This is a genomic window from Pseudomonas sp. Bout1 (assembly GCF_034314165.1).
In the GTDB taxonomy this organism is placed as follows: domain Bacteria; phylum Pseudomonadota; class Gammaproteobacteria; order Pseudomonadales; family Pseudomonadaceae; genus Aquipseudomonas.
On sequence record NZ_JAVIWK010000001.1, the window covers coordinates 463,019 to 484,867 of the forward strand.

The window sequence follows — 21,849 nt, forward strand, 5'->3', positions numbered from 1 at the left end:
CATTTCTCCAGTCAGTAAAAAACTCACGCCCAGCGGCGGAAAATCAGCGAAGTGTTGACGCCGCCAAAAGCAAAATTGTTGTTCATCACGTAGTCGCTGTGCAGCTCGCGGAACTCACCTTGCAGGTAGTCCAACTCGCCGCAACGCGGGTCTATCTCATCGAGGTTGAAGGTGTGCACGTATTGGTCACGGTTCATCATCTCGATGCTGAACCACGACTCCAGCGCGCCGCATGCGCCCAGGGTGTGCCCGAGGAAACTTTTCTGTGAACTGATGGGCATGCGGCTGCCGAACAGGCTGCTGGTGGCCAGGGTTTCGGCAATGTCACCCTGGTCGGTGGCGGTGCCATGCCCGTTCACATAGCCGATGGCATCGGGTTGCAGTCCCGCGTCCTCCAGGGCCAGCTCCATGGCGCGGCGCATGGTTTTCTGTTCGGGACGTGTGGTGTGCTGGCCGTCGGCGTTGCTGCCAAAGCCGACGATTTCGGCGTGGATATGCGCGCCACGGGCCAGGGCGTGTTCCAGTTCTTCAAGCACCAGGATGCCGCCGCCTTCGCCGATCACCAAACCGTCGCGGCCGCTGTCATACGGGCGCGGGCTGGTCTGCGGGGCATCGTTTTTCAGGCTGGTGGCGTACAGCGCATCGAACACCATGGCTTCGGTGGGGCACAGCTCTTCAGCACCACCTGCCAACATCAGCGGCAGGCGGCCGAACTTGATGGCCTCGTAGGCGTAGCCGATGCCCTGGCTACCGCTGGTGCATGCGCTTGACGTGGGGATCAGCCGGCCGGTGAGGCCAAAGAAGATGCTGATATTTGCCGCCGTGGTGTGGGGCATCATCCGCACGTAGGAGTTGGCGTTGAGCCCCTCGGCCACCGAGTTCAGCAGCATATTGCCGAAGGCCTTGATCTCATCGGTGCTGCCGGTGGAGGAGCCGCAGGCCACGCCCATGCGCCCGTCCTTGATCGACTCGTCGCCCAGCAAGCCTGCGTCTTTGAGCGCTTGTTCCGCCGCCCATACTGCCAGGCGCGAAACCCGGCCCATGCTGCGCAGTTGCTTGCGGGTCCAGTGAGCGGGCACCACGAAATCATCAATTGGCCCGGCCAGTCGCGTGTTCAATTCGGTGAAGCGATCCCACTCGTCCATGCGCCGAATGCCGCTGCGGTTGGCGCGGAAGTGGGCGGCGATGGTTGCCCAGTCGCTGCCCAAAGACGTAACGCCGGCCATGCCGGTGACTACCACGCGTTTCATCAGCACAGTCCTCCATTCACGGCCAGCACTTGGCGAGTGATGTAGCCGGCCTCCGCCGACATCAGGAAGTTTACCGCCCCGGCGACTTCTTCCGGGGTGCCCATGCGCTGGGCCGGGATCATCTTCATCAACTCTTCCACGGGTACGTTTTCATCGAGCATTGCCGTGTCGATCAGCCCGGGGGCCACGCAGTTGACGGTGATCTTGCGCTTGCCCAGCTCGATCGCCAGGGCCTTGGCGGCGCCGATCAAGCCGGCCTTGGACGCGCTGTAGTTGACCTGGCCACGGTTGCCGATGAGCCCGGAGACCGAGGTAATGCACACGATGCGGCCTGCTGCGCGACGACGAATCATCGGCATCATCACCGGGTGCAATACGTTGTAGAAACCGTCGAGGTTGGTACGCATCACCACGTCCCAATCGTCTTCCGACAGTGCTGGAAACGCACCATCGCGAGTCAGCCCGGCGTTCAGCACCACGCCGTAATACGCGCCATGTGCTTCCACGTCCGCTTCCAGAATTTCCTTGCAGTTGGCGCGCTCCGCCACATCAAACTGCAACACCCGCGCCTTGCGGCCAAGTGCTTCAATTTCAACCTGCACTGCATCCGCCTCGGCACGCCCGCTGCGGCAGTGCAGCACGAGGTCGTGCCCGGCCTGGGCCAGGCGCAGAGCGATGGCGCGGCCGATGCCACGGCTGGAGCCGGTAACCAATACGGATTCAGTCATGGCGTAGTGTCCTTCGATTCAGCTAAATAGTTGGCCGCCTGGGGCGGTCGAAATACGTTCAGGCGTGCACTCGCCTGGATACCGTCGCCGGTCAGGTGGCATTCGAACACACCCATGCCGTTGTCGTCTTCCAGGGAACGCAAGCCGTGAATGGTCAGCTCGGTGCCGGCGGGGAAGTGCTCTACATTGCACTCGAACTTGCGCGTGCCCAGCAGGAAGCCCAACTCCACCGCTTCGCCTTTCTGGCGGGCACGGCAACCGGCGTAGGCGGCGACACTTTGGGCCATCAACTCAATCCCGACCCAGGCCGGCAGGCTGCCGTCGGCGCGGTTGAAAAGACCACCGGGCTTGACCGTCAGGCGGGTCTGAATCTGTTCTTCATCAAAGCTCAGGACCTGATCGATCAGGATCATGTCACCGGCGTGGGGCAGCAGTTCGGCGAGCGGCCAATTCATCATGGGGCGTCTCCGATAATCAGGCTGGCATTGTTGCCGCCGAAGGCAAACGAGTTGCTCATCAGGCAGCGTTTTTGCAGGGTGTCGCCGGGCAGCGCCCACTTCAACACAGGCAGCGCCGGGTCGGCCTGGCCATCCCAGACATGCGGGGGCACCACGCCTGCTGCAAGGCTCAACCAGCAGAACGCCGCTTCCAGTGCACCAGCCGCGCCCAGGGTGTGGCCGCTCATGGGCTTGGTCGACGAACAGGCCACGCCGTCCGGGAACAGGGCCGCGACCGCCAGGGCTTCCATGGCGTCGTTGTGTTGCGTGGCGGTGCCGTGCAGGTTCAGGTAGCCGATCTGCCCGGGCGCCAGATTTGCACTGGCCAGGGCCTTGCGCATTGCCTGCAACGCACCCTTGCCGGTGGGCTCGGGGGCGGAAATATGGTGGGCATCACAACTGGCGCCGCTGCCCAACAGTGCGACTGGCGCGGGGGTTTTGCTCATCAGGAACAAAACCGCAGCTTCGCCGATATTGATGCCGTTACGGTTCGCCGAGAACGGGTTGCAACGCTGTGCCGACACCGCTTCCAGCGCCGAAAAACCATTGAGGGTCAGCTTGCACAGCGTGTCGACGCCACCGCAAATCACCGCATCGCACAGGCCCAGGTCCAACAGGCGCTGGGCACTCATCAGCGCCCGCGCGCTGGAGGTGCAGGCGGTGGAAATCACATAGGCCGGGCCGCTCAGTTGCAGCCAATCGGCAAGGAAGTTTGCGGGGGCGCCGAGTTCCTGTTGCTGGTAATCGTACGTGGCGGGAAATTGCTGGTTCTGCAAGTAATCGGCGATGCCGCGACTGGCTTCGTCGATGCCCGACGTACTGGTGCCGAGCACGATGCCAATGCGGGAGGCGCCGAAGGCCTGGATCGCCTGGCGGATCTCGTCGTCAATTTGCAACGCCGCTTCCAGCAACAGCTGGTTATTGCGGCTGCGATGGGGCTCCAGCCCAGGCGGGATGGCCGCCAGTTCACCGTGCACACCGGCCACCGGCAACACCCGCTCCGGCACCCAGCCGCTTTCGGCGCGCATGCCGCAGCAGTCGCCGGCAAACAGGCTGCGGCTGACGGCTTGCTTGTCGCGGCCCAGGGCGCAGATCACGCCAAGGGCATTGAGGTAAGCGGTCATCGGGCGGCCTCAAGCGGCGAGATGCGGTAGCTCAGGTGCTGCCCCATCACGTCCACGCGAAACACCAGCGAGGAGTGATAGGTGATCTTCCAGTGGGCCGGCAGGGTGCGGGTCAGGTCCATTTCCTGAGTGCCGGGATACAGTGCAGAGACTTCATCCGCCGAAGTCAGGGCAAACAACAGCGCGGCAAACAGCTCCCGTGCCTGGGGATTGGGCGGCAGCAGACCGTCGGCATGCCAAGCGCCGTTGGTCAGCATCTGCCGGGCCTGGGGAATGCCCAGCGGGTCCATCATCGACCAGCGGATCCCGCCGGCTTCGCGCTGGATCACCAGCAACCAGTCCTGACGCTGGCCGTCTTGCTCGCGCTGCACATGCAATTGCAACGGCAGGCTCAACACCGGGTTTTTTGACGGCAACGGTGGCTGGCTGGCGCACGCGCCCAGCAGCAACAGGCAGCCGATCAACAGCATTCGGATCATGTTCCAGTGCTCGCCAGGGGTTTGCGCGCAACCACGTTGACCAGGGTTTCTTCGCGCTGGCCCGCAGGTTTCGGCTGGCGCAGGCCCCAGCGCTCAAGCAGGCCGAAATCGGTGGCGCGGCTCCACCACAGGTACGGGTACGAAACGTTCTGCGGGCCGAACTCAAAGCCCTGCTCGCGAATCATCTCAAGGTACTCTTCTGCGCTTTTTTGCACATGCATCGGGTGACGGAACAACCAACGAATGACCCAGGTGTCGATGTAGGCTTCGGTGGACTCGGCAAACAGCAAATAGCCGCCTGGCTTGAGCACCCGATAGAACTCTTTCAGGGCACGATGCTGTTCCACCAGGTGATGGAAGGTCTGGTGACAGAACAGTACGTCAACGCTGGCGTCGGCCACATCGAGGGTGGCGCAATCACTGCCGATCAACTCGATGGCGATGCCCTGGCGTGCGGCTTCGGCGCGGCTCAGGTCGAGGCTGTGCGGGTCGGCGTCGAGGCCGAGCAGGCGCTCTGGGGCGAACGTCTGCTGCAAGTACTGGAACGATTTGCCCTGGCCACAGCCAGCGTCCAGCAGCACCGGCGCAACCGGCAGCGGATCGCTGAACAGGCTGCGCAAGTCGTTGATCGCCACGCGCAGCACATGGTGCTGCCAGGTGTGGCTGCGCAGGAACCAGAAGCCGAATTTGGTTTCCTCGACGTAGTTTTTACTCAGGTATTGGCTGCTCATTTCATCTTCCTTGTCCCGGACGGGCTGGCCCACGGCGCCAGCATGAAGCTGAACGCCAGCCCCAGGCTCACCGACAGCCCAAAATTACTCACCGCCGGTGTGCTGGAAACCGCCAGCAGGCCGAACGATAGCCAAGTGGTCACGGCCGCCAACAGTGTGCCCAACAGGCTCACGGCGGCGCCGCCAATTTGTTCACGCATCAGGATCGCGTAGTCGACGCTGATGGCGGTCACCAGCAGCAGGCCGAACAGGCTGAACAGCGTCAAAGGCTGCCCCAGCCAACCAAGGCTGGCCAGGCTGCACAGCGCCGCCAGCAACGGCAGCGCAACGATGCGCAGGGCGCCGCCGAAGCCGAACGGCAGGATCAGCAACAGTACGATCAACACGCACGACATTAACTTCAATTCGGCGGCGCTGATTTGCGTCGCGGCAAACACCTGGTTCAAGTCGCCCAAACGGTCTACTAACTGCACCCCGGGCAAATCCAGGGCTTGCACTCGCAGCAACGCCGGGTTGTTCAAGCCTTGCAGGCTGACCATCGCCGCCACGCCGCCGTCGACATTCCCCAGCCACAGCGCGCGCCACGGTTCAGCCAGCGGGCCGACCAGTGCGGCATCGATGTCTTCGGTGGGCAGGGCTTGCAACTGGGTCAGTTCGGCTTGCAGCGCTGTGGCAGGCACGCCGAGGTCCAGCAGCGGCTGCCAGTACCGCGGCAACTGGTTCAGGGCTTCACGCAGTTGCTGTTGCTCGGCCGGTGTACTGACCAGTTGGTTGAGTGCCAGGTAACCCTGGAGTTTGTCCATGTTCACCAGCTGATCCAGGCGCTGGCTCAGGGCCGCCTGGCGCTCCAGCAACTGCTGCTGATTGTCCGCCCGCACCAGGAAGAACTGGCTGGTGGGCTGAAACCCGGTAATCCGTGCAACGGCCTGGGCTTGCTGCAGTAACTGTGGTGGTGCACCGATCCATTGGCGGATATCGTTTTTGCTGGTCAATTGCCACAGTCCACCGCCGCAAAACACCAGCACCAATACCAGCAACACCGGGCTCGGCAGGCGCTTGAGCAGCGACTCGCGCACGCTCAACAAAAACTCGGCAATGCGCAGCGGCCATTGGGCCGGGCGCAACTCGACACCCTTGAGCAAGGCCGGCAACAGGCACACCGCCGACAGGTAGGCGCCCACCAGACCTGCCGCCGAGAACACCGCGATTTGCGTCAATGCCGGGAACGGCGTCCACGCCAGCGCCAGGTAGCCGATGCAACTGGTGGCCAGGCTCAGGCTCAAGCCCGGCAAGGTCAGGCGCAAGGCCGGCCAACTGCGCCAAGGGCTCATGCTCCAACTCTTGGACAGGTAGTGCAGAGGGTAATCCACCGCCACGCCGATCAGGCTCGAGCCCAACACCAGCGTGATCACATGCATATGCCCAAACAGCGCCACACAGGCCACCGCGCCAAACAGCATGCCCACCAGCACTGGCACAAACGCCAGCAATACCCGCCAGCGCCGGAAGGCCAGCAACAGCAACAACAAGATGCCGATCGTGGCGCCGCCGCCAACCCAGGTGATTTCCCGCGTCGCCTGTTGCTGGCCATTGGCTGCGTACAACAGGCCGCTGGCGGCGAGCAATTGCGCGCCTTGCTGATCGGCCTGTTCGCGGCTGGCCTTGAGCAGTTCTGCCACTTGCAGCGGCAGTTTCATGTCGAAGGCATTGCCGGTGGTGCGCGCCCGCAGCAGCACCCAGCTTTTGCCGTCGGCATCGGCGATCAACGCGCCGCTGCCAATATCCAGTTGCACCGAACCGTGCTGCGGCTGGCTGTTCTGGATGCGCCCGGTGAGGCCCAGCCAATCGTCCTGGCTGGGCACCAGGCTGAAGCCGCTGAAGGGATCGAACAGCGCTTGCACGCGTTGCTGGATAAACGCCTGCGGCTCGTCGATCAACTGCTCGCGGTCCTTGGCCGAGAGCATCGCCAGCCGGCCTTGCAGCAACTGCTGACGCAGGGCCGGCAGGTCGGCTTGCAGGTTCCACTGAACCTTCTCAAACAGGCCGCTGGCTTGCCAGCGCTCGCCCAATTGCTGGGCCATGGCCACGGCTGTTTGCCGGTCGGCATGGCCCACCAGCACCAATATTTCGCGGTTCAGCGGTTCCTGCATGCGTTGTTCGGCGCGCAGCTCCAAGGCGTCTGGCGCGGTGCCCGGCACCAGCTCCATCAGGTTCGCCGACAGCGGCGCGCCATCGCGCCATTGCCAACCCGCCAGGGCCAACACGGCCACCAGCAGGATCAGGAACAGGCGCGGCAACCAGCGTTCACTCGGCAAAATCGTGTTGCTCCGCGTCGCTCAAGGGCTGGCTGCTGGTGCTGTCCTGCATGCGCAGTACGGTGCTGTCGCCCTGGGTTTCCAGCAGCTCGATTTTTTGCACCCGCTCGCCGCCGTCGATATTGATCTGGGTGAACACTTGCTTGAGCAGCAGCGAACGCGGGATCAACGTGAGCTTCCACTGCTCGGCTTCGCCCTGCAGTTGCAGCTCAAAGTCACGCTGCAAGCCGCTGCTGTCACCCTGCAGCACGGCAAGGAACAACCGATTCTGCTCGGCGCCGGCGCTCTTGTTCGGCAGCAATTGCCAGCCGTTGGGGTCACGCCGGGCAATGCCGTTGGCGCTGATGCGGTAGTCCTGTTGCAGCGGGGTTTTCAGCAGCCACAGCAGGCCGTGGTCCTTGGCCAGGACGAAGGTGCCCTTGCTGACCAGCGGTTGCGGCAGGGCGCGCAGGTGTTTTTCCTGGATGAAGTTGCCGTGGATTACCGACGGTTTTGCAAGCTGATCGCTGAGTTGTTGCAGGTCGAAAGCATGGGCCAGGCCTGGAATGCCTAAAAACAGCATCAACGCGACCCTTGTAGGAGCGAGCTTGCTCGCGAAGAACCTGAGGGCGCCGAGAAGTGTCAGGCGTCTCGCGTTATCGTTGACGACCATCGCGGGCAAGCCCGCTCCCACAGGGTTGTGTGTCATGACAGCGCCCTCTCGACTGCGTCGACAAATACCTTCGGCGACGCCAGCTGCATTTCACGGCTGGCAATCTCCACCGCCACTTGCACGGTGCTGGCGCGGGTCAGGCGCTCGCCGGTGGCCTTGTCGCTGATCAGGTAATTGACCTTCAAGCGGTTCTCCCACTCCACCAGGCTGGCGCGCACCGTGATGGTCTGGCCGAAGGTCGCGCCGCGCACATAACGCAGTTGCATGTCGATCACCGGCCAGGCATAGCCCGCTTCCAGCATCGCCGTGTAGTTGTGGCCGAGCGTGTCCAGCAAGGCGCAGCGGGCAACTTCCAGGTACTTCACGTAGTGCCCGTGCCACACCACGTTCATGGTGTCGATATCAAAAAACGGCACGAGGATTTCAGTGTCGCAGTGCAACACGCCGGGGCTACGCATGCAGCCTCCAGTGTTGCTCGGCGATGCGTTTGAGGCACAGGCGCAGTTCGCCTTCCAGAGCGCGGTCTTCGATGACTGGCGGGAAGTCCTTGGCCAGCTCTGCGTGCATGGCGGCCAGCGCCGGTGGCAGTGGGCGCGCGTCTTCAGCCTGGGCCCGCAGCCATACACCCTGGTTGGCGGCCAGCAAGGTGGCAGCGGCGACTTGCTCGGTCAGCTCCAGCACGCGAATTGCGTCGCGGGCGGCGATGGTGCCCATGCTGACCTTGTCCTGGTTATGGCACTCGGTGGAGCGCGAGAACACGCTGGCCGGCATGGTGTTCTTCAGCGCTTCGGCGGTCCAGGCGCTGGTGCCGATCTGCACCGCCTTGAAACCGTGGTTGATCATCGCCCGCTCGGCTGGCGCGCCCGACAAATTGCTCGGCAGGCCGTGGTTGTAGCGCACGTCCACCAGCAGCGCGAGCTGGCGGTCCAGCAGGTCGGCGACGTTAGCCACCAGGGTCTTGAGGCTGTCCATGGCGAAGGCAATGTGGCCGCCGTAGAAGTGACCGCCGTGCAGCACGCGTTCTTCTTCGGCGTCGATGATCGGGTTGTCGTTGGCGCTGTTGAGTTCGATCTCGATAAATGAACGCAGCCAGTTCAGGCTGTCGGCCAGCACGCCCAAAACGTGGGGCGCACAGCGCAGCGAGTAACGGTCTTGCAGGCGGTGCAGCGGCGCGGTCGGTGCGTCGATGGCCAAGTCCTTGCGCAACCAGGCGGCGACTTGCATCTGCCCCGGGTGCGGCTTGGCGGCGAACAGGCGCTCGTCGAAATGCTCCGGGTTGCCTTGCAGCGCCACCACGTTAAGCGCGGTGATGCGCGTGGCCAGTTGCAGCAGGTAGTCGGCACGGGCGAAAGCCAGGCAGGCGAGGCCGGTCATCACGGCGGTGCCGTTCATGAGTGCCAGGGCTTCTTTCGGGCGCAGCACCAATGGGTCCCAACCCAGTTCTCGGTGCACGTCGGCAGCCTGGCGACGTTCGCCACGGAACATCACTTCGCGCTCGCCAGACAGGGTCGCGGCTACGTAGGACAGCGGCGTCAAATCACCGCTGGCGCCCACCGAGCCTTCTTCCGGAATCAGCGGCAGCACGTCGAATTCGAGAAACGCATGCAGGCGCTCCAGCAACTCCACGCGCACCCCCGACACGCCGTGGCACAGTGACTGCAAGCGCGCCGCCAGCACCGCGCGGGTGGCTTGGGCATCCAGCAACTTGCCCAGGCCGCAGCCGTGGAACGTGTAGAGGTGACGCGGCAGTGCTTCGACGTGCTGCAACGGCACCGCCACCACGCAGGAGTCGCCGTAGCCGGTGGTCACGCCGTAGATCACGCCTTCCTTGTCCAGCAACGAATCCAGGAACTGCGCGCCCTTGGCGATGCGCTGGCGGTACTGGGCATCAGCTTGCAGTTGAGTCGGCGCCTGACGGTTGGCCAGGGCCAATACGTCTTCGATGCGCAGGGGGAGTTCGCCGAAGGTTACCGGCTCAAGATGCGTCGTCATCGGTCTTCCAGAAAGGGTAAAAGTTGAACCATTGTTGGGGCGCTTCCAGGCAGAACTGGCCCAGGCGCTCGGCGTAGCGGGCGGTCCATTGTGCGATCACCTGCTGGCGGTCGCTGCGTTTCCATTCGATCAGTTGGGCGAACGGCTCGATGATCAGGCGATAGCGGCCTTGATGCTTCAGGCACATCAGCAAGTTGACCGGGCATTTCAGCAAGCCTGCCAGCAGCCACGGGCCTTGGGGGAAGGCGGCGTCATGGCCGAGGAAAGCCACCCGCACCGTGCGCCCGCCGTGCAGCGGTACACGGTCGCCGGCAATCGCCAGCCACTCGCCGGCGTCGAGGCGCTGACTGAGCAGCATCATCACCGCAGGGTCCAGTTCGCTGACCTGGATCAGGCGCAAATTGGTCGCGCCGGCCTCGCCCAGAATCCGGTTGAAGCGTTCGGCGTGCTTGGTGTGCACCAGCACGTTCATCGTGACCTTTTCGCCCAGCTCGGCGAGGGCGCGGCACACCTCAAGGTTGCCCAGGTGCGCGCCTACCAGCATCTGCCCGCGTTCGCTGCGTAGCTGGCTGCGCAGGTGTGCCGGGTCGATGATTTCAATCTGTTCCAGGCGCAGTTTGCCGTTCCATACGTCGAGCTTGTCCAGCAGGGCGTCGGCGAATGCCATGAACTGCCCGAAGACTCTTCGGTGGGTAGGGCGCAGGTCATCGCGCTTGCTCCAGTCGGCCAGGCGTTGCTGGTACTGCCAGGCGCTTTGGCGGGCCGTGCGGCCGAACAGGAAGAAGTACAACACGATGCTGTACAGCAGCGGGCTCAACAGCCTGCGCCCGAGGACCTTGGCGGCGAGTGCGGTGAATTTCATCAGCCAGAAGCTGCCGCGCTCTTTGCGGTCGGCCCAGTGCTTGGTGTCCTGGGTCATGCCTGCCACCGGCGCCAGAGGATCATCGGCGCGCGCACCAACATGCCGAAGAACAGCCGGGTGTGCATCGAGGAAATCAGCGCGTTGTCGTGCACCAGGCGAAAGTGCGACAGGCCGTCGGTGGGGTAATGCACCTTGGTCGGCAGCCAACGCATCGGCTGGTTGCGCCAAGCCAGGCGCACCAGGATGTCGGAGTCGAAATCCATGCGTTTGCCGATGTTGGCCGAGTCCATCAGGGCCAGGGTCGGTGGCAGTGGGTACACGCGAAAGCCGCACATTGAGTCGCGGATCTGCAGCGACAAGGTGTTGATCCACACCCACACGTGGGTCAGGTAGCGCGCATAAAGGCGGCCCTTGGGCACACTGTCGTCGTACTCCGGGTAGCCGCAGATTACGGCGTTCGGGTGGGTGCGCGAGGCGTCGAGGAAGGTGCCGACTTCCCGCAGGTCGTGCTGGCCGTCGGCGTCCACTTGCAGGGCGTGGGTGAAGCCCAGGCGCGCCGCTTCGCGAAAACCGGCCATGACGGCGGCGCCCTTGCCCTGGTTGGTGGGCAGGGTCAGCAGGGACACGTTGTCCAGGGTGGCCAGTTGCGCGAGCACGGTGGCGCAGGCGGGGCTGCTGCCGTCGTCTACCAGCAGGCAGGGCAAGCCGCTGTCGAGCACGGTACGCACCACGGCGGGCACGGCGGCCTCGTGGTTGTAGACCGGGATCAGGGCGCAGGGGTTATGCATAACAGGTACCCCATTGGCAGAAGCGCTGTGCGTGGCGAGGGAGCTTGCTCCCGCTGGGCTGCGAAACGGCCCCAACACAGGCGACACCGATTTGCCTGATAAACCACAGTGCCTGGGTTGGGAGTGCTGCGCACTCCAGCGGGAGCAAGCTCCCTCGCCACAAAAGCTTAATCACTGATCCTCTCCAGCACGATCCGCCCACTGGAGCAGGCTGCCGCCTCATTGCGGTAGGCGAAGTACAGCTTGCTGCGTTCCCGGTCGAACCGCAGGTGCAGTTCGATCCGGTCATCCGGGCGCACCAGTTGCTGGAACTTGAGCACTTCCATCCCGGCAAATTGCCCTGGCAGGTTGAGCAGTTGCTGGCCCAGGGTCAGCGCCCAATCCACCTGCACCACGCCCGGCAGCACCGGTGTTTGCGGGAAGTGCCCACTGAAGTAGGCGAGGTCCGGCGGGACCGCCAGTTGCAGGGTCCATTCGCCGTTGGCTTCGACGCGCTCCAGCACTTGCGGCGCTGTCGGGCGGGGTGCCAGCAGCAGGGCTTCGACGTCGGCCTGGGGCAGCTTGCCTTGGCTGTTCAACGGCAATTGGCGCAACAGGCGCCAGCGGCGCGGCAGGGCCAGGGCTTCGCAGTGTTGGCCCAAATGTTCGCGCAGGGTTTGGGTGACGCTGCGCCGGCCCTGGTTGCGCAGGGCGTGCAGGCCGTCGCTGTTGAGCACCACGAGGGCGCCGAGGGAGGCACGGTTTTCCTGCACCACGCCCAGGCGCGTTTCGGCGACCCAGGCATGGTTCATCAGCGCTTGTTCGAGCATCGGCAGGGAGATGCGTTTTTCTTCCAGCTTGACGATGCGGTCCAGTCGGCCCAGTAATTCGAAGCGGCCGTCGGCGTGTATTTTTGCGGCGTCGGCGGTCTGTTCAATATGGCCGGCGGGCAGGTACGGCGAGGCAATGCGCAGCGCGCCGTCGGCGTCCTGGCTCAGGTGCACGTCGGCAAACGGCTGCCACGGTTGTGCGCCCTGGCGCCAGGCAATGCCGCCGGTTTCCGAGCTGCCGAGGATTTCTGTCGGCCATTGCTGCAAGCGTTGATGCAGGTTGCTGGCGGCTTCAAGGGGCAAGGCGCCGCCGGAGGAGAAAACCCGCTTGACCGGCATGAGCGCCGGCCAGTCGAGGTTGTCGCCCATGCGCTTGAGCAGCGCCGGGCTGGCCACCCAGGCGAACTGCGAATGCTCGCGGCTGGCGCGCTGCAAATCCTCGGGGAATGCCAACTGCCGGCGCACAAAGGTGCGCCCGGCGCACAGCGGCCACAGCACCCGGAACAGCAAGCCATAGATATGCTGGGTGGCCACGCTGCCGATGATGCAGGCCTGGCCCAGGTCGGCGCCCCACAGGGTTTCCAGCGCCTGGACTTCATTGGCCATCTGGCGCAGGGTTTTGTCGATGCGCTTGGGCTCGCCGCTGGAGCCGGAGGTGCACAGGCTCAGGCAGCACGCGTCCAGGTCCAGGGCGGCGCCACTTAATGGCGCTTGATAGAGTGCGTCCAGGTCGCCGGCCTCGGTCAGCCAGGCGTCGACGGCGTCATTCCAGCGTTGGCGGGTCTGTGGTTGCAGGTCGGCGGGCAGCAACACGCTGACGCCGGCGCGCCACGCACCCAGCAGGGCGATTGCCAGCACACCGGCATCTTCCAGGTGCACCGCCAGGCGCTGGATGCCGAGGGCTTGCAACCCGGCGGCCAGGCTCAGGGATTTTTCCCGCAATTGCAGGTGATCCAGGGCAGGTTCGGTGGTGACCCAACGCTGACCTACAGGCTCAAGCAGCAAGTGCTCAAGATTCAACCAATTCATACGCGGCCTCGAACCCTTTGTCGTACCAGCCATTCCACGGCAAACAACAGCCCCATCAGCCCGTAGGCGATCATGCCGTTGTACAACGTCCACCAACTCAGCGGCGCCCACAGCGTGAGCGCGGCGGCGAGCAGGCCGTTACACAGGAAAAACACACTCCACACCACGGTGACCTGGCGGGTATACACAATCGCTTTTTGAGGCAGTTGCGGCTCGGTCATGCGCGCCAGGCGCTCGACCATCGGCGGCCCGTACTTCAGGCTCAGGCCGAACAGTGCCAGCATGAACGCACTGACCAGGCTGGGGTACCAGCGCAGCATTTGCGGGTTGTCGAACCAGGCGAGCAGCAGGCAAAAGACGATGATCGCCGCGGCCATCCAGCGTGCACCCGGGCGCCTGGCGCCGGTCAGCGCGCGCAATAGCCACAGGCTGCCCAGCAGCAGGCCGAACTGCCACGGGGCAAAATGCTCCGTGCCGTAATACACCGCAAACGGGTACAGCAACCCTGCCAGCAACAGGCCAAGGCCGATCAGCCGACTCATGCGGCCGGTTGAACCAGACGGTACACCGCCTCGACCACGTCGCTCACCGTACGCACGGCCTTGAACTCTTCGGCGGCGATTTTCTTGCCGGTCTGGCGCTTGATGTGGTCGATCAGGTCTACCGCATCAATGCTGTCGATTTCCAGGTCCTGGTACAGGTTGGCGTCGAGTGTGACGCGTTCAGGTTCCAGTTCAAACAGTTCCACCAGGGCGTTGCGCAAGGTGTTGAAAATATCGTCACGAGTTTGCATGGTACGGTCTCAAGCTGCCTGTCGGGCCGTGACGAACGCCGCAAGGCTGGCCACGTTGGTGAAGTGATTGCGGGTGTCCTTGGCGTCGGCATCGATCTTGATGCCGTACTTTTTCTGGATCGCCAGGCCCAATTCCAGGGCGTCGACTGAATCCAGGCCAAGGCCTTCGCCGAACAGGGTTTGCTCGTTGCCGATATCGCTCTCGCTGATGTCCTCCAGGCCCAGGGCCTCGATGATCAGGGTTTTTATGTCGTGCTCAAGGCGGTGTTGGTCGCTCATCTTCGGCGAGCTCCTTAATAAAATACTGGTGCAGGTAATCGTTGAGCTTGCGTGAAGCCTGGGGCGCGGGCCCTTGTGCGGCAAACGCCTGTGGTTCTATATCGGCACCCACGCGCAAACTGAAGTGAAACCTGCGATGGGGGATGCGATACCAGGGTTCGGCCTTGGTCAGGGTGGTGGGGCTGACCTTGATCACCACCGGCGTGATGATGCTCGCACCTCGCAGGGCAATGGCGGCGGCGCCGCGATGAAAGGTCGGTGCCTGCCCCGGCGAGGTGCGGGTGCCTTCCGGGAAAATGATCAGGGTCTGGCCGTCGCGCAGGGCGTCGGCGGCCGCGTCGAGCATGTCGGCGCTGCCGTCATTGCTGATGTAGCCGGCATCACGCACCGGCCCACGGGTGAACGGGTTTTGCCACAGGCTCTGCTTGACCACACAGTTGGTCTGGCGCATCTGGGCGATCAGGAACACCACGTCTACCAGCGACGGGTGGTTGGCGATGATCATCTGGCCTGGACGGCCGAGCCTTTCGGCGCCTTCGACGCTGTAGGTCAGGATGCCCAGGCGCATCATCATGCGGCTAAACAGCCAGAACAGGCAGCTGATGGTGTGGCGGGCCCGTCGCTGGTGCTGCCTGACGTCACCCGGCAGGCAACTGAGCAGCGGGAACACCAGCACGCGCAGGCACAGGCCGCCGAGGCCAAACAGGGCGAAGGCGGTGGCGGTGGCGAACAGGCGCCAGTAGTAGGCCTGCCGTGGCTTTTCGGTCAGGGCTTGCGTTGCCAGTTCCATACTCGGTTCTTCCAGGCATGTTGGCAGGCGCCCTGTTCGTTCAGCAGGGTGCGCAGCAGGTTCAGGGCGTGGGGCCACTGGGCTTTGGTGGTGGGTTGGACAGCGGTCGTATTCAGTTCCAGCTGCCACTCGTCGCCCGGGGTCAGCAGCAGGCCGAGGGCGTAGGGGAAGGGCACGTCATCGATCCAGCGCGCATAGGCTTCAGGCGGCTGCTCCTCGGTAATGATCAGCAACACAGCCGGCGCGCCTTCATTGAGCAGGGCGGCGGCTTCGAGCATGCCGTGCTCCAGGCCGTCGCCGGCGGCGGCGAGGGCGGTCATTTCGCTGGTTTCATTGCGCAGGATCGACCACAGGCCAATCACCGCGTTGTGCACCGACAGGCTGAACTGGGTTGGCGACAGGGGCTCATCGTTGGCCAGGTCGCTGAGAATGTCGAGGGTGCGCGGGGTTTCGCCGTGACGGGAAACAAACACCAGTGGCAGTTGCTGCAGGCCTTCAGCCAGCGGCCAGCCCACGCTGAAGGCCATGCGCGCCAGGCGGCTCAGGCGGCGGCGCTGCATGGCGGGCAGGAATGACACATCAGGGGCGGCGTCGCTGCTGGCGAGCAGCGTTGGCTGCCGGCACCAGGCGCGCCAGTCGTCCGCGCTTTCGAGCCCGGGGGCCCAGGCTCGCCATTGGGCGATGTTGAAATTGATCACTGAGAAGTTATCCCGCCCCTGCGGGCTTCCTTGTGCGGCCATTGGCCCCGGATACCGGGACAGGGTGCAAATGCCGAATGGCGCGCATTATCCCGGTGCTGCGGGGTTCTAGCAAACTTTGGTAAAGAATTATTCACGGCTGATTACAAAATCGAAGGAAAGAATTACAGATTGTCCGTCGCGGAGGTGGGGCACCGGGTGTCAGGTATTTCCTGATTTATCGGACCGACAGGAAATTCTTGTGCGAGATAGAGCCTCTGATGCTGTAGTGCAGAAGCGAACGAGGTAGCGAACCGGCGCTTTTGCCCTCTACACTCGGTCATTCATTGATACACGGAGGTTTTTCCATGCGGCGCGTGGTGTTCAACCAAAAAGGCGGTGTTGGCAAGTCCAGCATTGCCTGCAACCTGGCGGCGGTCAGCGCCAGTGAAGGCTATCGAACCCTGTTGGTGGACCTTGATGCCCAAGCCAACTCCACCCAGTACCTCACCGGGCTGACCGGCGACGATATCCCGATGGGAATCGCCGATTTTTTCAAGCAAACCCTGTCTTCCGGGCCGTTTTCGAAGAAAAACCAGGTGGATATCTACGAAACCCCGTTCGACAACCTGCATGTCATCACCGCGACGGCGGAACTGGCCGACTTGCAGCCCAAGCTTGAGGCCAAGCACAAAATCAACAAGCTGCGAAAGCTGCTGGATGAATTGAGCGAGGACTACGACCGGATTTACCTGGATACGCCGCCGGCGTTGAATTTTTATGCGGTTTCAGCGCTGATTGCCGCTGATCGCGTGTTGATCCCCTTCGATTGCGACAGTTTCTCCCGCCAAGCGCTTTACGGCCTGCTGGCAGAGATTGAAGAATTGAAGGAAGACCACAACGAAGGGCTGGAAGTGGAAGGCATCGTGGTCAACCAGTTCCAGGCCCGGGCGAGCCTGCCGCAGCAGATGCTGGATGAACTGATTGCCGAAGGCTTGCCGGTGCTGCCGGTGTACCTGACCAGCTCGGTGCGCATGCGTGAATCGCACCAGGCGAACATGCCGCTGATCCACCTGGACCCACGGCACAAGCTGACGCAACAGTTTGTGGAGTTGCATAACCTGCTGGAAAACGCGTGATAACAACCTGAGCGCAGGATGGGCGTAGCAGTTGTCGAACTTTGGCGAGGCTACGTTGGCCACGCCGCCGACTTCGGCTTGGCTCCAAATCGAGGTGCCCCCGACGCAGCCTCGCCAAGGCTCGACAGCTGCTACGAAGGGGGGCGGTAAGTCCTGTTACCTCAAACGCCCTGACTGCGCAGCCAGCTCATCAACTGCGGCAACGGAAACGCACCGCTCTGACGCGCCACTTCCGGCCATTCTGCCGAAGGCTTGCCGGTGCTGCCGGTGTACCTGACCAGTTCGGTGCGCATGCGTGAATCACACCAGGCGAACATGCCGCTGATCCACCTGGACCCGCGGCACAAGCTGACGCAGCAGTTTGTGGAGTTGCATAACCTGCTGGAAAACGCGTGATAACAACCTGAGCGCAGGATGGGCGTAGCAGTTGTCGAGCTTTGGCGAGGCTACGTTGGCCACGCCGCCGACTTCGGCTTGGCTCCAAATCGAGGTGCCCCCGACGCAGCCTCGCCAAGGCTCGACAGCTGCTACGAAGGGGGCGGTAAGTCCCGTTACCTCAAACGCCCTGACTGCGCAGCCAGCTCATCAACTGCGGCAACGGAAACGCACCGCTCTGACGCGCCACTTCCCGGCCATTCTGCCGAAGGCTTGCCGGTGCTGGCGGTGTACCTGGCCAGTTCGGTGCGCATGCGTGAATCACACCAGGCGAACATGCCGCTGATCCACCTGGACCCGCGGCACAAGCTGACGCAGCAGTTTGTGGAGTTGCATAACCTGCTGGAAAACGCGTGATAACAACCTGAGCGCAGGATGGGCGTAGCAGTTGTCGAGCTTTGGCGAGGCTACGTTGGCCACGCCGCCGACTTCGGCTTGGCTCCAAATCGAGGTGCCCCCGACGCAGCCTCGCCAAGGCTCGACAGCTGCTACGAAGGGGGCGGTAAGTCCCGTTACCTCAAACGCCCTGACTGCGCAGCCAGCTCATCAACTGCGGCAACGGAAACGCTCCGCTCTGACGCGCCACTTCCCGGCCATTCTGCCGAAGGCTTGCCGGTGCTGGCGGTGTACCTGGCCAGTTCGGTGCGCATGCGTGAATCACACCAGGCGAACATGCCGCTGATCCACCTGGACCCACGGCACAAGCTGACACAGCAGTTTGTGGAGTTGCATAACCTGTTGGAAAACGCGTGATAACAACCTGAGCGCAGGATGGGCGTAGCAGTTGTCGAGCTTTGGCGAGGCTACGTTGGCCACGCCGCCGACTTCGGCTTGGCTCCAAATCGAGGTGCCCCCGACGCAGCCTCGCCAAGGCTCGACAGCTGCTACGAAGGGGGCGGTAAGTCCCGTTACCTCAAACGCCCTGACTGCGCAGCCAGCTCATCAACTGCGGCAACGGAAACGCTCCGCTCTGACGCGCCACTTCCCGGCCATTCTTGAACAGGATCAGGCTGGGAATCGAGCGAATCCCCAACTGAGCGGATAACTGCTGATTGGCCTCGCTATCGAGCTTGGCCAATCGGCATTTCCCGGCTAACTGCCCGGCGGCTTGCTCAAACACCGGCGCAAACGACTTGCACGGCCCGCACCATTCGGCCCACACATCCACCAGCAACGGCAGGTCGCCCTTGATCTGGCTGGCGTAGTCGCCCTGTTTCAGCTCAAAGGATTTGCTTAACAGCACCGGTTGTTTGCAGCGCCCGCATTTCGGCGCATCACCCAGGCGTTCGTTGGGGATACGGTTAAGACCGTTGCAGTGGGGGCAGGGGATTACGAGAGAGTCGGACATGGTGGGCTCCGTGAAAGTGGCCAATGGGTTCTATTTGGAGACCCCGTTGGGGTTTATCAAGGAACAACACAAGCCATCAGCGTGCAATCTTCTTTCGTGCCAGCTGGCAGGCAAACACGTTGCCCACAGCACAACCCGCAATCATCAGCATCAGAGTGAAAAGCAGTGGCGCATCCCACTGAGACCCAAGCCAAGTTAAAAACCCCGCCCCGGCCACGGTGATGCATCCGAAAACTGCAGAAGCCTTGGCTTGGTGACGAGCGTCGATATCCAATGCCCAGCCGGTCGCAAGGGGCAACAAAATGCAGAAGGCAATACTGGTTGCTGCTGCAGCTGCCAAGTAAAGGTAGATATTGACATGCAGCCATGCCGCTACCATCAAGAGCGCGGCGAGGCACTGAGAGACCGATCCAGCATTCAGGCGTTGGGCGTCACTGAATCGCGTGACGGCTTTCCCTGAAAAGAAAAAACCTGCCGCTACGAGCGCCGCCCAGCCTGAAAGGATCATGCCTGCTGCTTGTGGTGAGAGATGAAAAACTCCCTGCAGGGCAAACGCCTTGCTGAGGTTCAACTGTGTAAAGGCGCTCTGTATCAGGAGTGCAAGGAGTAAGCCACAGATGAACTTCGGCTGTTTCCACAGTAAAGATTGGGTTTCAGTTGCAGCCTGTTGGCCTTGGTCGGTTGCCTTACCGTGATGAGTGGCCAGAAGTCCCAGGCAGATTATAAAAAGCAGGCAACCGAGTACGCCAAAAACCCATCTCCATCCCCAAAACGAGGCTGCCGCCAGCACAGTCGGCGGGCTTAGTACCGTAAGGACGCTAATCGCACTCAAGAGATAAGCTGTTGCGCTTTGGAAGGTTGTTTGCCCAAGTCGTTGACGTAGCCAAAGGCGTGAAGAGGCTGCTGCCACCGCGTTGGCGATGAACATGAAAGTAAAGATGATCGATAATGTGAGAACGGTCGTTGATAACGCCACTGCGACACATAGCAGCGCGATCAGCACCGATGCACCGGCTAGGCTGACGCTGGTTCCCAGTCGGTTGACCAGCGGCGTTGAAAACAACTGGCTGAATGCGAAAGCTATCAAGCACAAGCCGAGCATGCCTTGAAAGAATGCCGGAGAAACACTCAAGTCCTGAGCGATTAACGGAGAAAGAGGAACAAGAGCATCGAAAACAACCGCACTGACCAGCGTCCTGGCCACCACGACCCTAAAACCTGGGGTCACGGCCTGATGGTCCAGCTCCTCTGTACCACTGCTTACGTATTCACTGCGCGCAGAGTGGCGACAGGTTCATTCGCCTCGGCCCTGGCTTGGCTCCCTTTGAGCCACAGCGCTATTACTTCCTTGTGCTGTGGATATCGCTCAATCAAAAACAGCTCAAGTGGCTTCCATGCCCGCTTTTCCAGCCAGGCATTGACTTGGGAAAGGTCTTTGTGAGGAAAGGACAAGTCCATGCGTAGACGGACAGCGGAATATTTCTCGGGTGTAGCGTGATCGCACACCGACTCCAGGTTTGGAACATCGACGCCCATGACGCACCTCCATTCATATCTGCTTAGGTTTGTTGCGTGATTGCAACAGGCCAACCCTAGGCCGAAGAGATGTTTAATGATGTCAGGCGCGTCCGGTATTTATTTCTTGATATGTCGCTCGGGTTTAACTCCTACGACGAACAACTAATCTCCAAATGCTTCCCCCAATCCGGCGGCCGCTGGGCGTATTGCTCCATCCCCGGCTGCTCTTCAAACGGCTTGGTCAGCACTTCATGCAGCCTGCGCACTTCGCTGTAATCCCCAAGCTCTGCCGCCTGGATGGCGTTCTGCGCCAGGTAGTTGCGCAGGATATAAAGCGGGTTCACCGCATGCATCCGCTCACGTCGCTGTTCTTCTGTGCCGCCGGCGTCGCGCTCCACGCGCGCCTTGTACAGCTCGGCCCACTCATCAAACCCCTTGAGGTCGACAAAGTCGTCGCGCAACCGCGCAACGGTCAATGCGGCGGATTCTTCTCCCAGCCGGCGGAAGAACAGGGTGTAGTCGACGCCGCTGTTCTGCATCAGTTGCAGCAGGCGTTCTACCAGTTTCTGGTCGTCATCTTCGGCGGTGGTGAGGCCCAATCGGCGGCGCATCAGGTCCAGGTAATGGGCCTGGAACAACGGCAGATACAGCCCCAGGGTTTCCCGCAGCGCTTCAACACTGATAAACGGCGTCAACGCCTGGGCCAGCGCGCTCAGGTTCCACTGCCCGATCGGCACCTGGTTGCTGAAGGAATAACGCCCTTCATGATCCGAATGGTTGCAGATGAACTGCGCGTCAAAATCGTCCAGGAACGCAAACGGCCCAAAGTCGAAGGTGATGCCGAGGATCGACATGTTGTCGGTGTTCATCACCCCATGACAGAACCCATAGGCCTGCCACTTGGCGACCAGCTCGGCATTGCGCTCGACGATTTCACGGAACATCGCCAGGTACGGCTCGGGCTGTTCCATGCACTGCGGAAAGTGCAGCGATAATACGTGCTCCGCCAGCTCCTTCTGCAGCTCAGGCTTCTTGGTGTAGTAGAAATACTCGAAATGCCCAAAGCGCACGTGGCTGTGGGCCAGGCGCAGCACCATGGCGGCGCGCTCCTGTTTCTCGCGCCACACCGGTGTGGTGGAGCCGATGACACACAGTGCGCGGCTGCTCGGAATGCCCAGTGCATGCAACGCTTCGGAGGCCAGAAACTCCCGGATCGAGGAGCGCAGCACCGCCCGCCCATCGCCCATGCGCGAATACGGCGTTTGCCCGGCGCCCTTGAGGTGCAGGTCCCAGTGTTCGCCCGCTTCGTTATAAACCTCGCCCAGCAACAATCCGCGCCCATCACCCAGTTGCGGGTTGTAGGAGCCAAATTGATGCCCGGAATAGATCATCGCCCGCGGCTCGGCCTCGGCCCACAGCTTGTGCCCGCCGAACAACTCGGCAAATACCGGCGTTTCGGCCACGGCAGGGTCGAGGTCCAGCAGCGCCATGGCCGCCTCGCTCGCCACCACCAAGCGCGGTTCGTCGATGGGTTCGGGCAGCACATGGGTTGAGAAGCCGTCGCCCAGGCGGGCGAAGCGGTTGTCGAAGGTCAGTTCGTCGAGGGCTTTCAAC

The 21,849-nt window shown here is 62.4% G+C and carries 23 protein-coding genes and 6 pseudogenes; 4 read left to right on the plus strand and 25 right to left on the minus strand.

Annotated elements, in window-relative coordinates:
* Window positions 1–23: 23 nt before the first annotated feature.
* The 18 genes from RGV33_RS02080 to RGV33_RS02165 all read right to left on the minus strand — a co-directional run bounded on the left by RGV33_RS02080 (window position 24) and on the right by RGV33_RS02165 (window position 15,816).
* A complete protein-coding gene (locus RGV33_RS02080; RefSeq protein ID WP_322142908.1) occupies window positions 24–1,250 on the minus strand; it encodes a beta-ketoacyl-ACP synthase in 1,227 nt (408 codons plus the stop codon).
* Window positions 1,250–1,978: a 3-oxoacyl-ACP reductase FabG gene (gene fabG, locus RGV33_RS02085; protein ID WP_322142909.1), complete on the minus strand. Its 729-nt coding sequence runs from the start codon at window positions 1,976–1,978 to the stop codon at window positions 1,250–1,252. Before fabG ends, RGV33_RS02080 begins: the two co-directional genes overlap by 1 nt.
* Window positions 1,975–2,436 (minus strand): hotdog family protein, encoded by a 462-nt coding sequence (locus tag RGV33_RS02090; RefSeq protein WP_322142910.1) that lies wholly within the window; start codon window positions 2,434–2,436, stop codon window positions 1,975–1,977. The genes fabG and RGV33_RS02090 overlap by 4 nt, the downstream gene beginning before the upstream one ends.
* Entirely contained in the window at window positions 2,433–3,599 is a 1,167-nt protein-coding gene (locus RGV33_RS02095; protein WP_322142911.1) for a beta-ketoacyl-[acyl-carrier-protein] synthase family protein, read from the minus strand. Before RGV33_RS02095 ends, RGV33_RS02090 begins: the two co-directional genes overlap by 4 nt.
* Entirely contained in the window at window positions 3,596–4,078 is a 483-nt protein-coding gene (locus tag RGV33_RS02100; protein ID WP_322142912.1) for a hypothetical protein, read from the minus strand. Before RGV33_RS02100 ends, RGV33_RS02095 begins: the two co-directional genes overlap by 4 nt.
* Entirely contained in the window at window positions 4,075–4,809 is a 735-nt protein-coding gene (locus RGV33_RS02105; RefSeq protein WP_322142913.1) for a class I SAM-dependent methyltransferase, read from the minus strand. The genes RGV33_RS02100 and RGV33_RS02105 overlap by 4 nt, the downstream gene beginning before the upstream one ends.
* On the minus strand, window positions 4,806–7,124 hold the full coding sequence (locus tag RGV33_RS02110; RefSeq protein ID WP_322142914.1) for an MMPL family transporter: 2,319 nt from the start codon (window positions 7,122–7,124) through the stop codon (window positions 4,806–4,808). Before RGV33_RS02110 ends, RGV33_RS02105 begins: the two co-directional genes overlap by 4 nt.
* Window positions 7,114–7,812 carry an outer membrane lipoprotein carrier protein LolA gene (locus tag RGV33_RS02115; RefSeq protein WP_322142915.1) on the minus strand — a complete coding sequence of 233 codons (699 nt, stop codon included), beginning with the start codon at window positions 7,810–7,812 and terminating at the stop codon, window positions 7,114–7,116. Before RGV33_RS02115 ends, RGV33_RS02110 begins: the two co-directional genes overlap by 11 nt.
* Window positions 7,809–8,234 (minus strand): acyl-CoA thioesterase, encoded by a 426-nt coding sequence (locus tag RGV33_RS02120; protein ID WP_322142916.1) that lies wholly within the window; start codon window positions 8,232–8,234, stop codon window positions 7,809–7,811. Before RGV33_RS02120 ends, RGV33_RS02115 begins: the two co-directional genes overlap by 4 nt.
* On the minus strand, window positions 8,227–9,768 hold the full coding sequence (locus RGV33_RS02125) for an aromatic amino acid ammonia-lyase (protein WP_322142917.1): 1,542 nt from the start codon (window positions 9,766–9,768) through the stop codon (window positions 8,227–8,229). Before RGV33_RS02125 ends, RGV33_RS02120 begins: the two co-directional genes overlap by 8 nt.
* The gene (locus RGV33_RS02130; RefSeq protein ID WP_322142918.1) at window positions 9,752–10,687 is read right to left on the minus strand and encodes a glycosyl transferase; all 936 of its coding nucleotides are present in this window, start codon (window positions 10,685–10,687) and stop codon (window positions 9,752–9,754) included. The genes RGV33_RS02125 and RGV33_RS02130 overlap by 17 nt, the downstream gene beginning before the upstream one ends.
* Window positions 10,684–11,418 carry a glycosyltransferase family 2 protein gene (locus RGV33_RS02135; protein ID WP_322142919.1) on the minus strand — a complete coding sequence of 245 codons (735 nt, stop codon included), beginning with the start codon at window positions 11,416–11,418 and terminating at the stop codon, window positions 10,684–10,686. Before RGV33_RS02135 ends, RGV33_RS02130 begins: the two co-directional genes overlap by 4 nt.
* Window positions 11,419–11,585: 167 nt before the next feature.
* Window positions 11,586–13,256: an AMP-binding protein gene (locus tag RGV33_RS02140; RefSeq protein WP_322142920.1), complete on the minus strand. Its 1,671-nt coding sequence runs from the start codon at window positions 13,254–13,256 to the stop codon at window positions 11,586–11,588.
* Window positions 13,253–13,798, minus strand: a complete 546-nt coding sequence (locus tag RGV33_RS02145) for a hypothetical protein (RefSeq protein ID WP_322142921.1) — start codon at window positions 13,796–13,798, stop codon at window positions 13,253–13,255. The genes RGV33_RS02140 and RGV33_RS02145 overlap by 4 nt, the downstream gene beginning before the upstream one ends.
* A complete protein-coding gene (locus RGV33_RS02150) occupies window positions 13,795–14,049 on the minus strand; it encodes an acyl carrier protein (protein ID WP_322142922.1) in 255 nt (84 codons plus the stop codon). The genes RGV33_RS02145 and RGV33_RS02150 overlap by 4 nt, the downstream gene beginning before the upstream one ends.
* A 9-nt stretch (window positions 14,050–14,058) precedes the next feature.
* Window positions 14,059–14,328 (minus strand): phosphopantetheine-binding protein, encoded by a 270-nt coding sequence (locus tag RGV33_RS02155; RefSeq protein WP_008439197.1) that lies wholly within the window; start codon window positions 14,326–14,328, stop codon window positions 14,059–14,061.
* Window positions 14,306–15,118 (minus strand): lysophospholipid acyltransferase family protein, encoded by an 813-nt coding sequence (locus tag RGV33_RS02160; protein ID WP_322142923.1) that lies wholly within the window; start codon window positions 15,116–15,118, stop codon window positions 14,306–14,308. The genes RGV33_RS02155 and RGV33_RS02160 overlap by 23 nt, the downstream gene beginning before the upstream one ends.
* Window positions 15,094–15,816: a beta-ketoacyl synthase chain length factor gene (locus tag RGV33_RS02165; protein ID WP_322142924.1), complete on the minus strand. Its 723-nt coding sequence runs from the start codon at window positions 15,814–15,816 to the stop codon at window positions 15,094–15,096. The genes RGV33_RS02160 and RGV33_RS02165 overlap by 25 nt, the downstream gene beginning before the upstream one ends.
* A gap of 347 nt (window positions 15,817–16,163) precedes the next feature.
* Here RGV33_RS02165 and RGV33_RS02170 point away from each other — a divergent pair, with 347 nt between their 5' ends.
* A complete protein-coding gene (locus RGV33_RS02170; protein WP_003209397.1) occupies window positions 16,164–16,934 on the plus strand; it encodes a ParA family protein in 771 nt (256 codons plus the stop codon).
* A gap of 161 nt (window positions 16,935–17,095) precedes the next feature.
* On the opposite strand, the pseudogene RGV33_RS02175 reads toward RGV33_RS02170, so the two are convergent.
* A pseudogene (locus tag RGV33_RS02175) lies at window positions 17,096–17,167 on the minus strand (thioredoxin TrxC); the annotation flags it as partial.
* 10 nt (window positions 17,168–17,177) lie between these two features.
* On the opposite strand from RGV33_RS02175, the pseudogene RGV33_RS02180 reads away from it, so the two are divergent.
* A pseudogene (locus tag RGV33_RS02180) lies at window positions 17,178–17,330 on the plus strand (ParA family protein); the annotation flags it as partial.
* Window positions 17,331–17,490: 160 nt separating this feature from the next.
* Here the strand turns inward: RGV33_RS02180 and RGV33_RS02185 are convergent.
* Window positions 17,491–17,580, minus strand: a pseudogene (locus RGV33_RS02185) (thioredoxin TrxC); the annotation flags it as partial.
* Between RGV33_RS02185 and RGV33_RS02190 the strand changes: the two are divergent.
* Window positions 17,574–17,726: pseudogene (locus tag RGV33_RS02190) on the plus strand (ParA family protein); the annotation flags it as partial. The pseudogenes RGV33_RS02185 and RGV33_RS02190 sit on opposite strands and share 7 nt — an antisense overlap.
* A gap of 160 nt (window positions 17,727–17,886) precedes the next feature.
* Here the strand turns inward: RGV33_RS02190 and RGV33_RS02195 are convergent.
* Window positions 17,887–17,976 (minus strand): annotated as a pseudogene (locus RGV33_RS02195) (thioredoxin TrxC); the annotation flags it as partial.
* Between RGV33_RS02195 and RGV33_RS02200 the strand changes: the two are divergent.
* Window positions 17,970–18,122 (plus strand): annotated as a pseudogene (locus RGV33_RS02200) (ParA family protein); the annotation flags it as partial. The pseudogenes RGV33_RS02195 and RGV33_RS02200 overlap by 7 nt on opposite strands.
* A gap of 160 nt (window positions 18,123–18,282) precedes the next feature.
* On the opposite strand, the gene trxC reads toward RGV33_RS02200, so the two are convergent.
* From trxC to selO, 4 genes are all read right to left on the minus strand, one after another.
* Complete coding sequence (gene trxC / locus RGV33_RS02205) at window positions 18,283–18,717, minus strand: thioredoxin TrxC (RefSeq protein ID WP_177071102.1); 435 nt, start codon at window positions 18,715–18,717, stop codon at window positions 18,283–18,285.
* 76 nt (window positions 18,718–18,793) lie between these two features.
* A complete protein-coding gene (locus RGV33_RS02210) occupies window positions 18,794–19,945 on the minus strand; it encodes an MFS transporter (protein WP_322142925.1) in 1,152 nt (383 codons plus the stop codon).
* A gap of 32 nt (window positions 19,946–19,977) precedes the next feature.
* The gene (locus RGV33_RS02215) at window positions 19,978–20,253 is read right to left on the minus strand and encodes a hypothetical protein (protein WP_322142926.1); all 276 of its coding nucleotides are present in this window, start codon (window positions 20,251–20,253) and stop codon (window positions 19,978–19,980) included.
* Window positions 20,254–20,384: 131 nt separating this feature from the next.
* Window positions 20,385–21,848 (minus strand): protein adenylyltransferase SelO, encoded by a 1,464-nt coding sequence (gene selO, locus RGV33_RS02220; protein ID WP_322142927.1) that lies wholly within the window; start codon window positions 21,846–21,848, stop codon window positions 20,385–20,387.
* Window position 21,849: the final 1 nt, after the last annotated feature.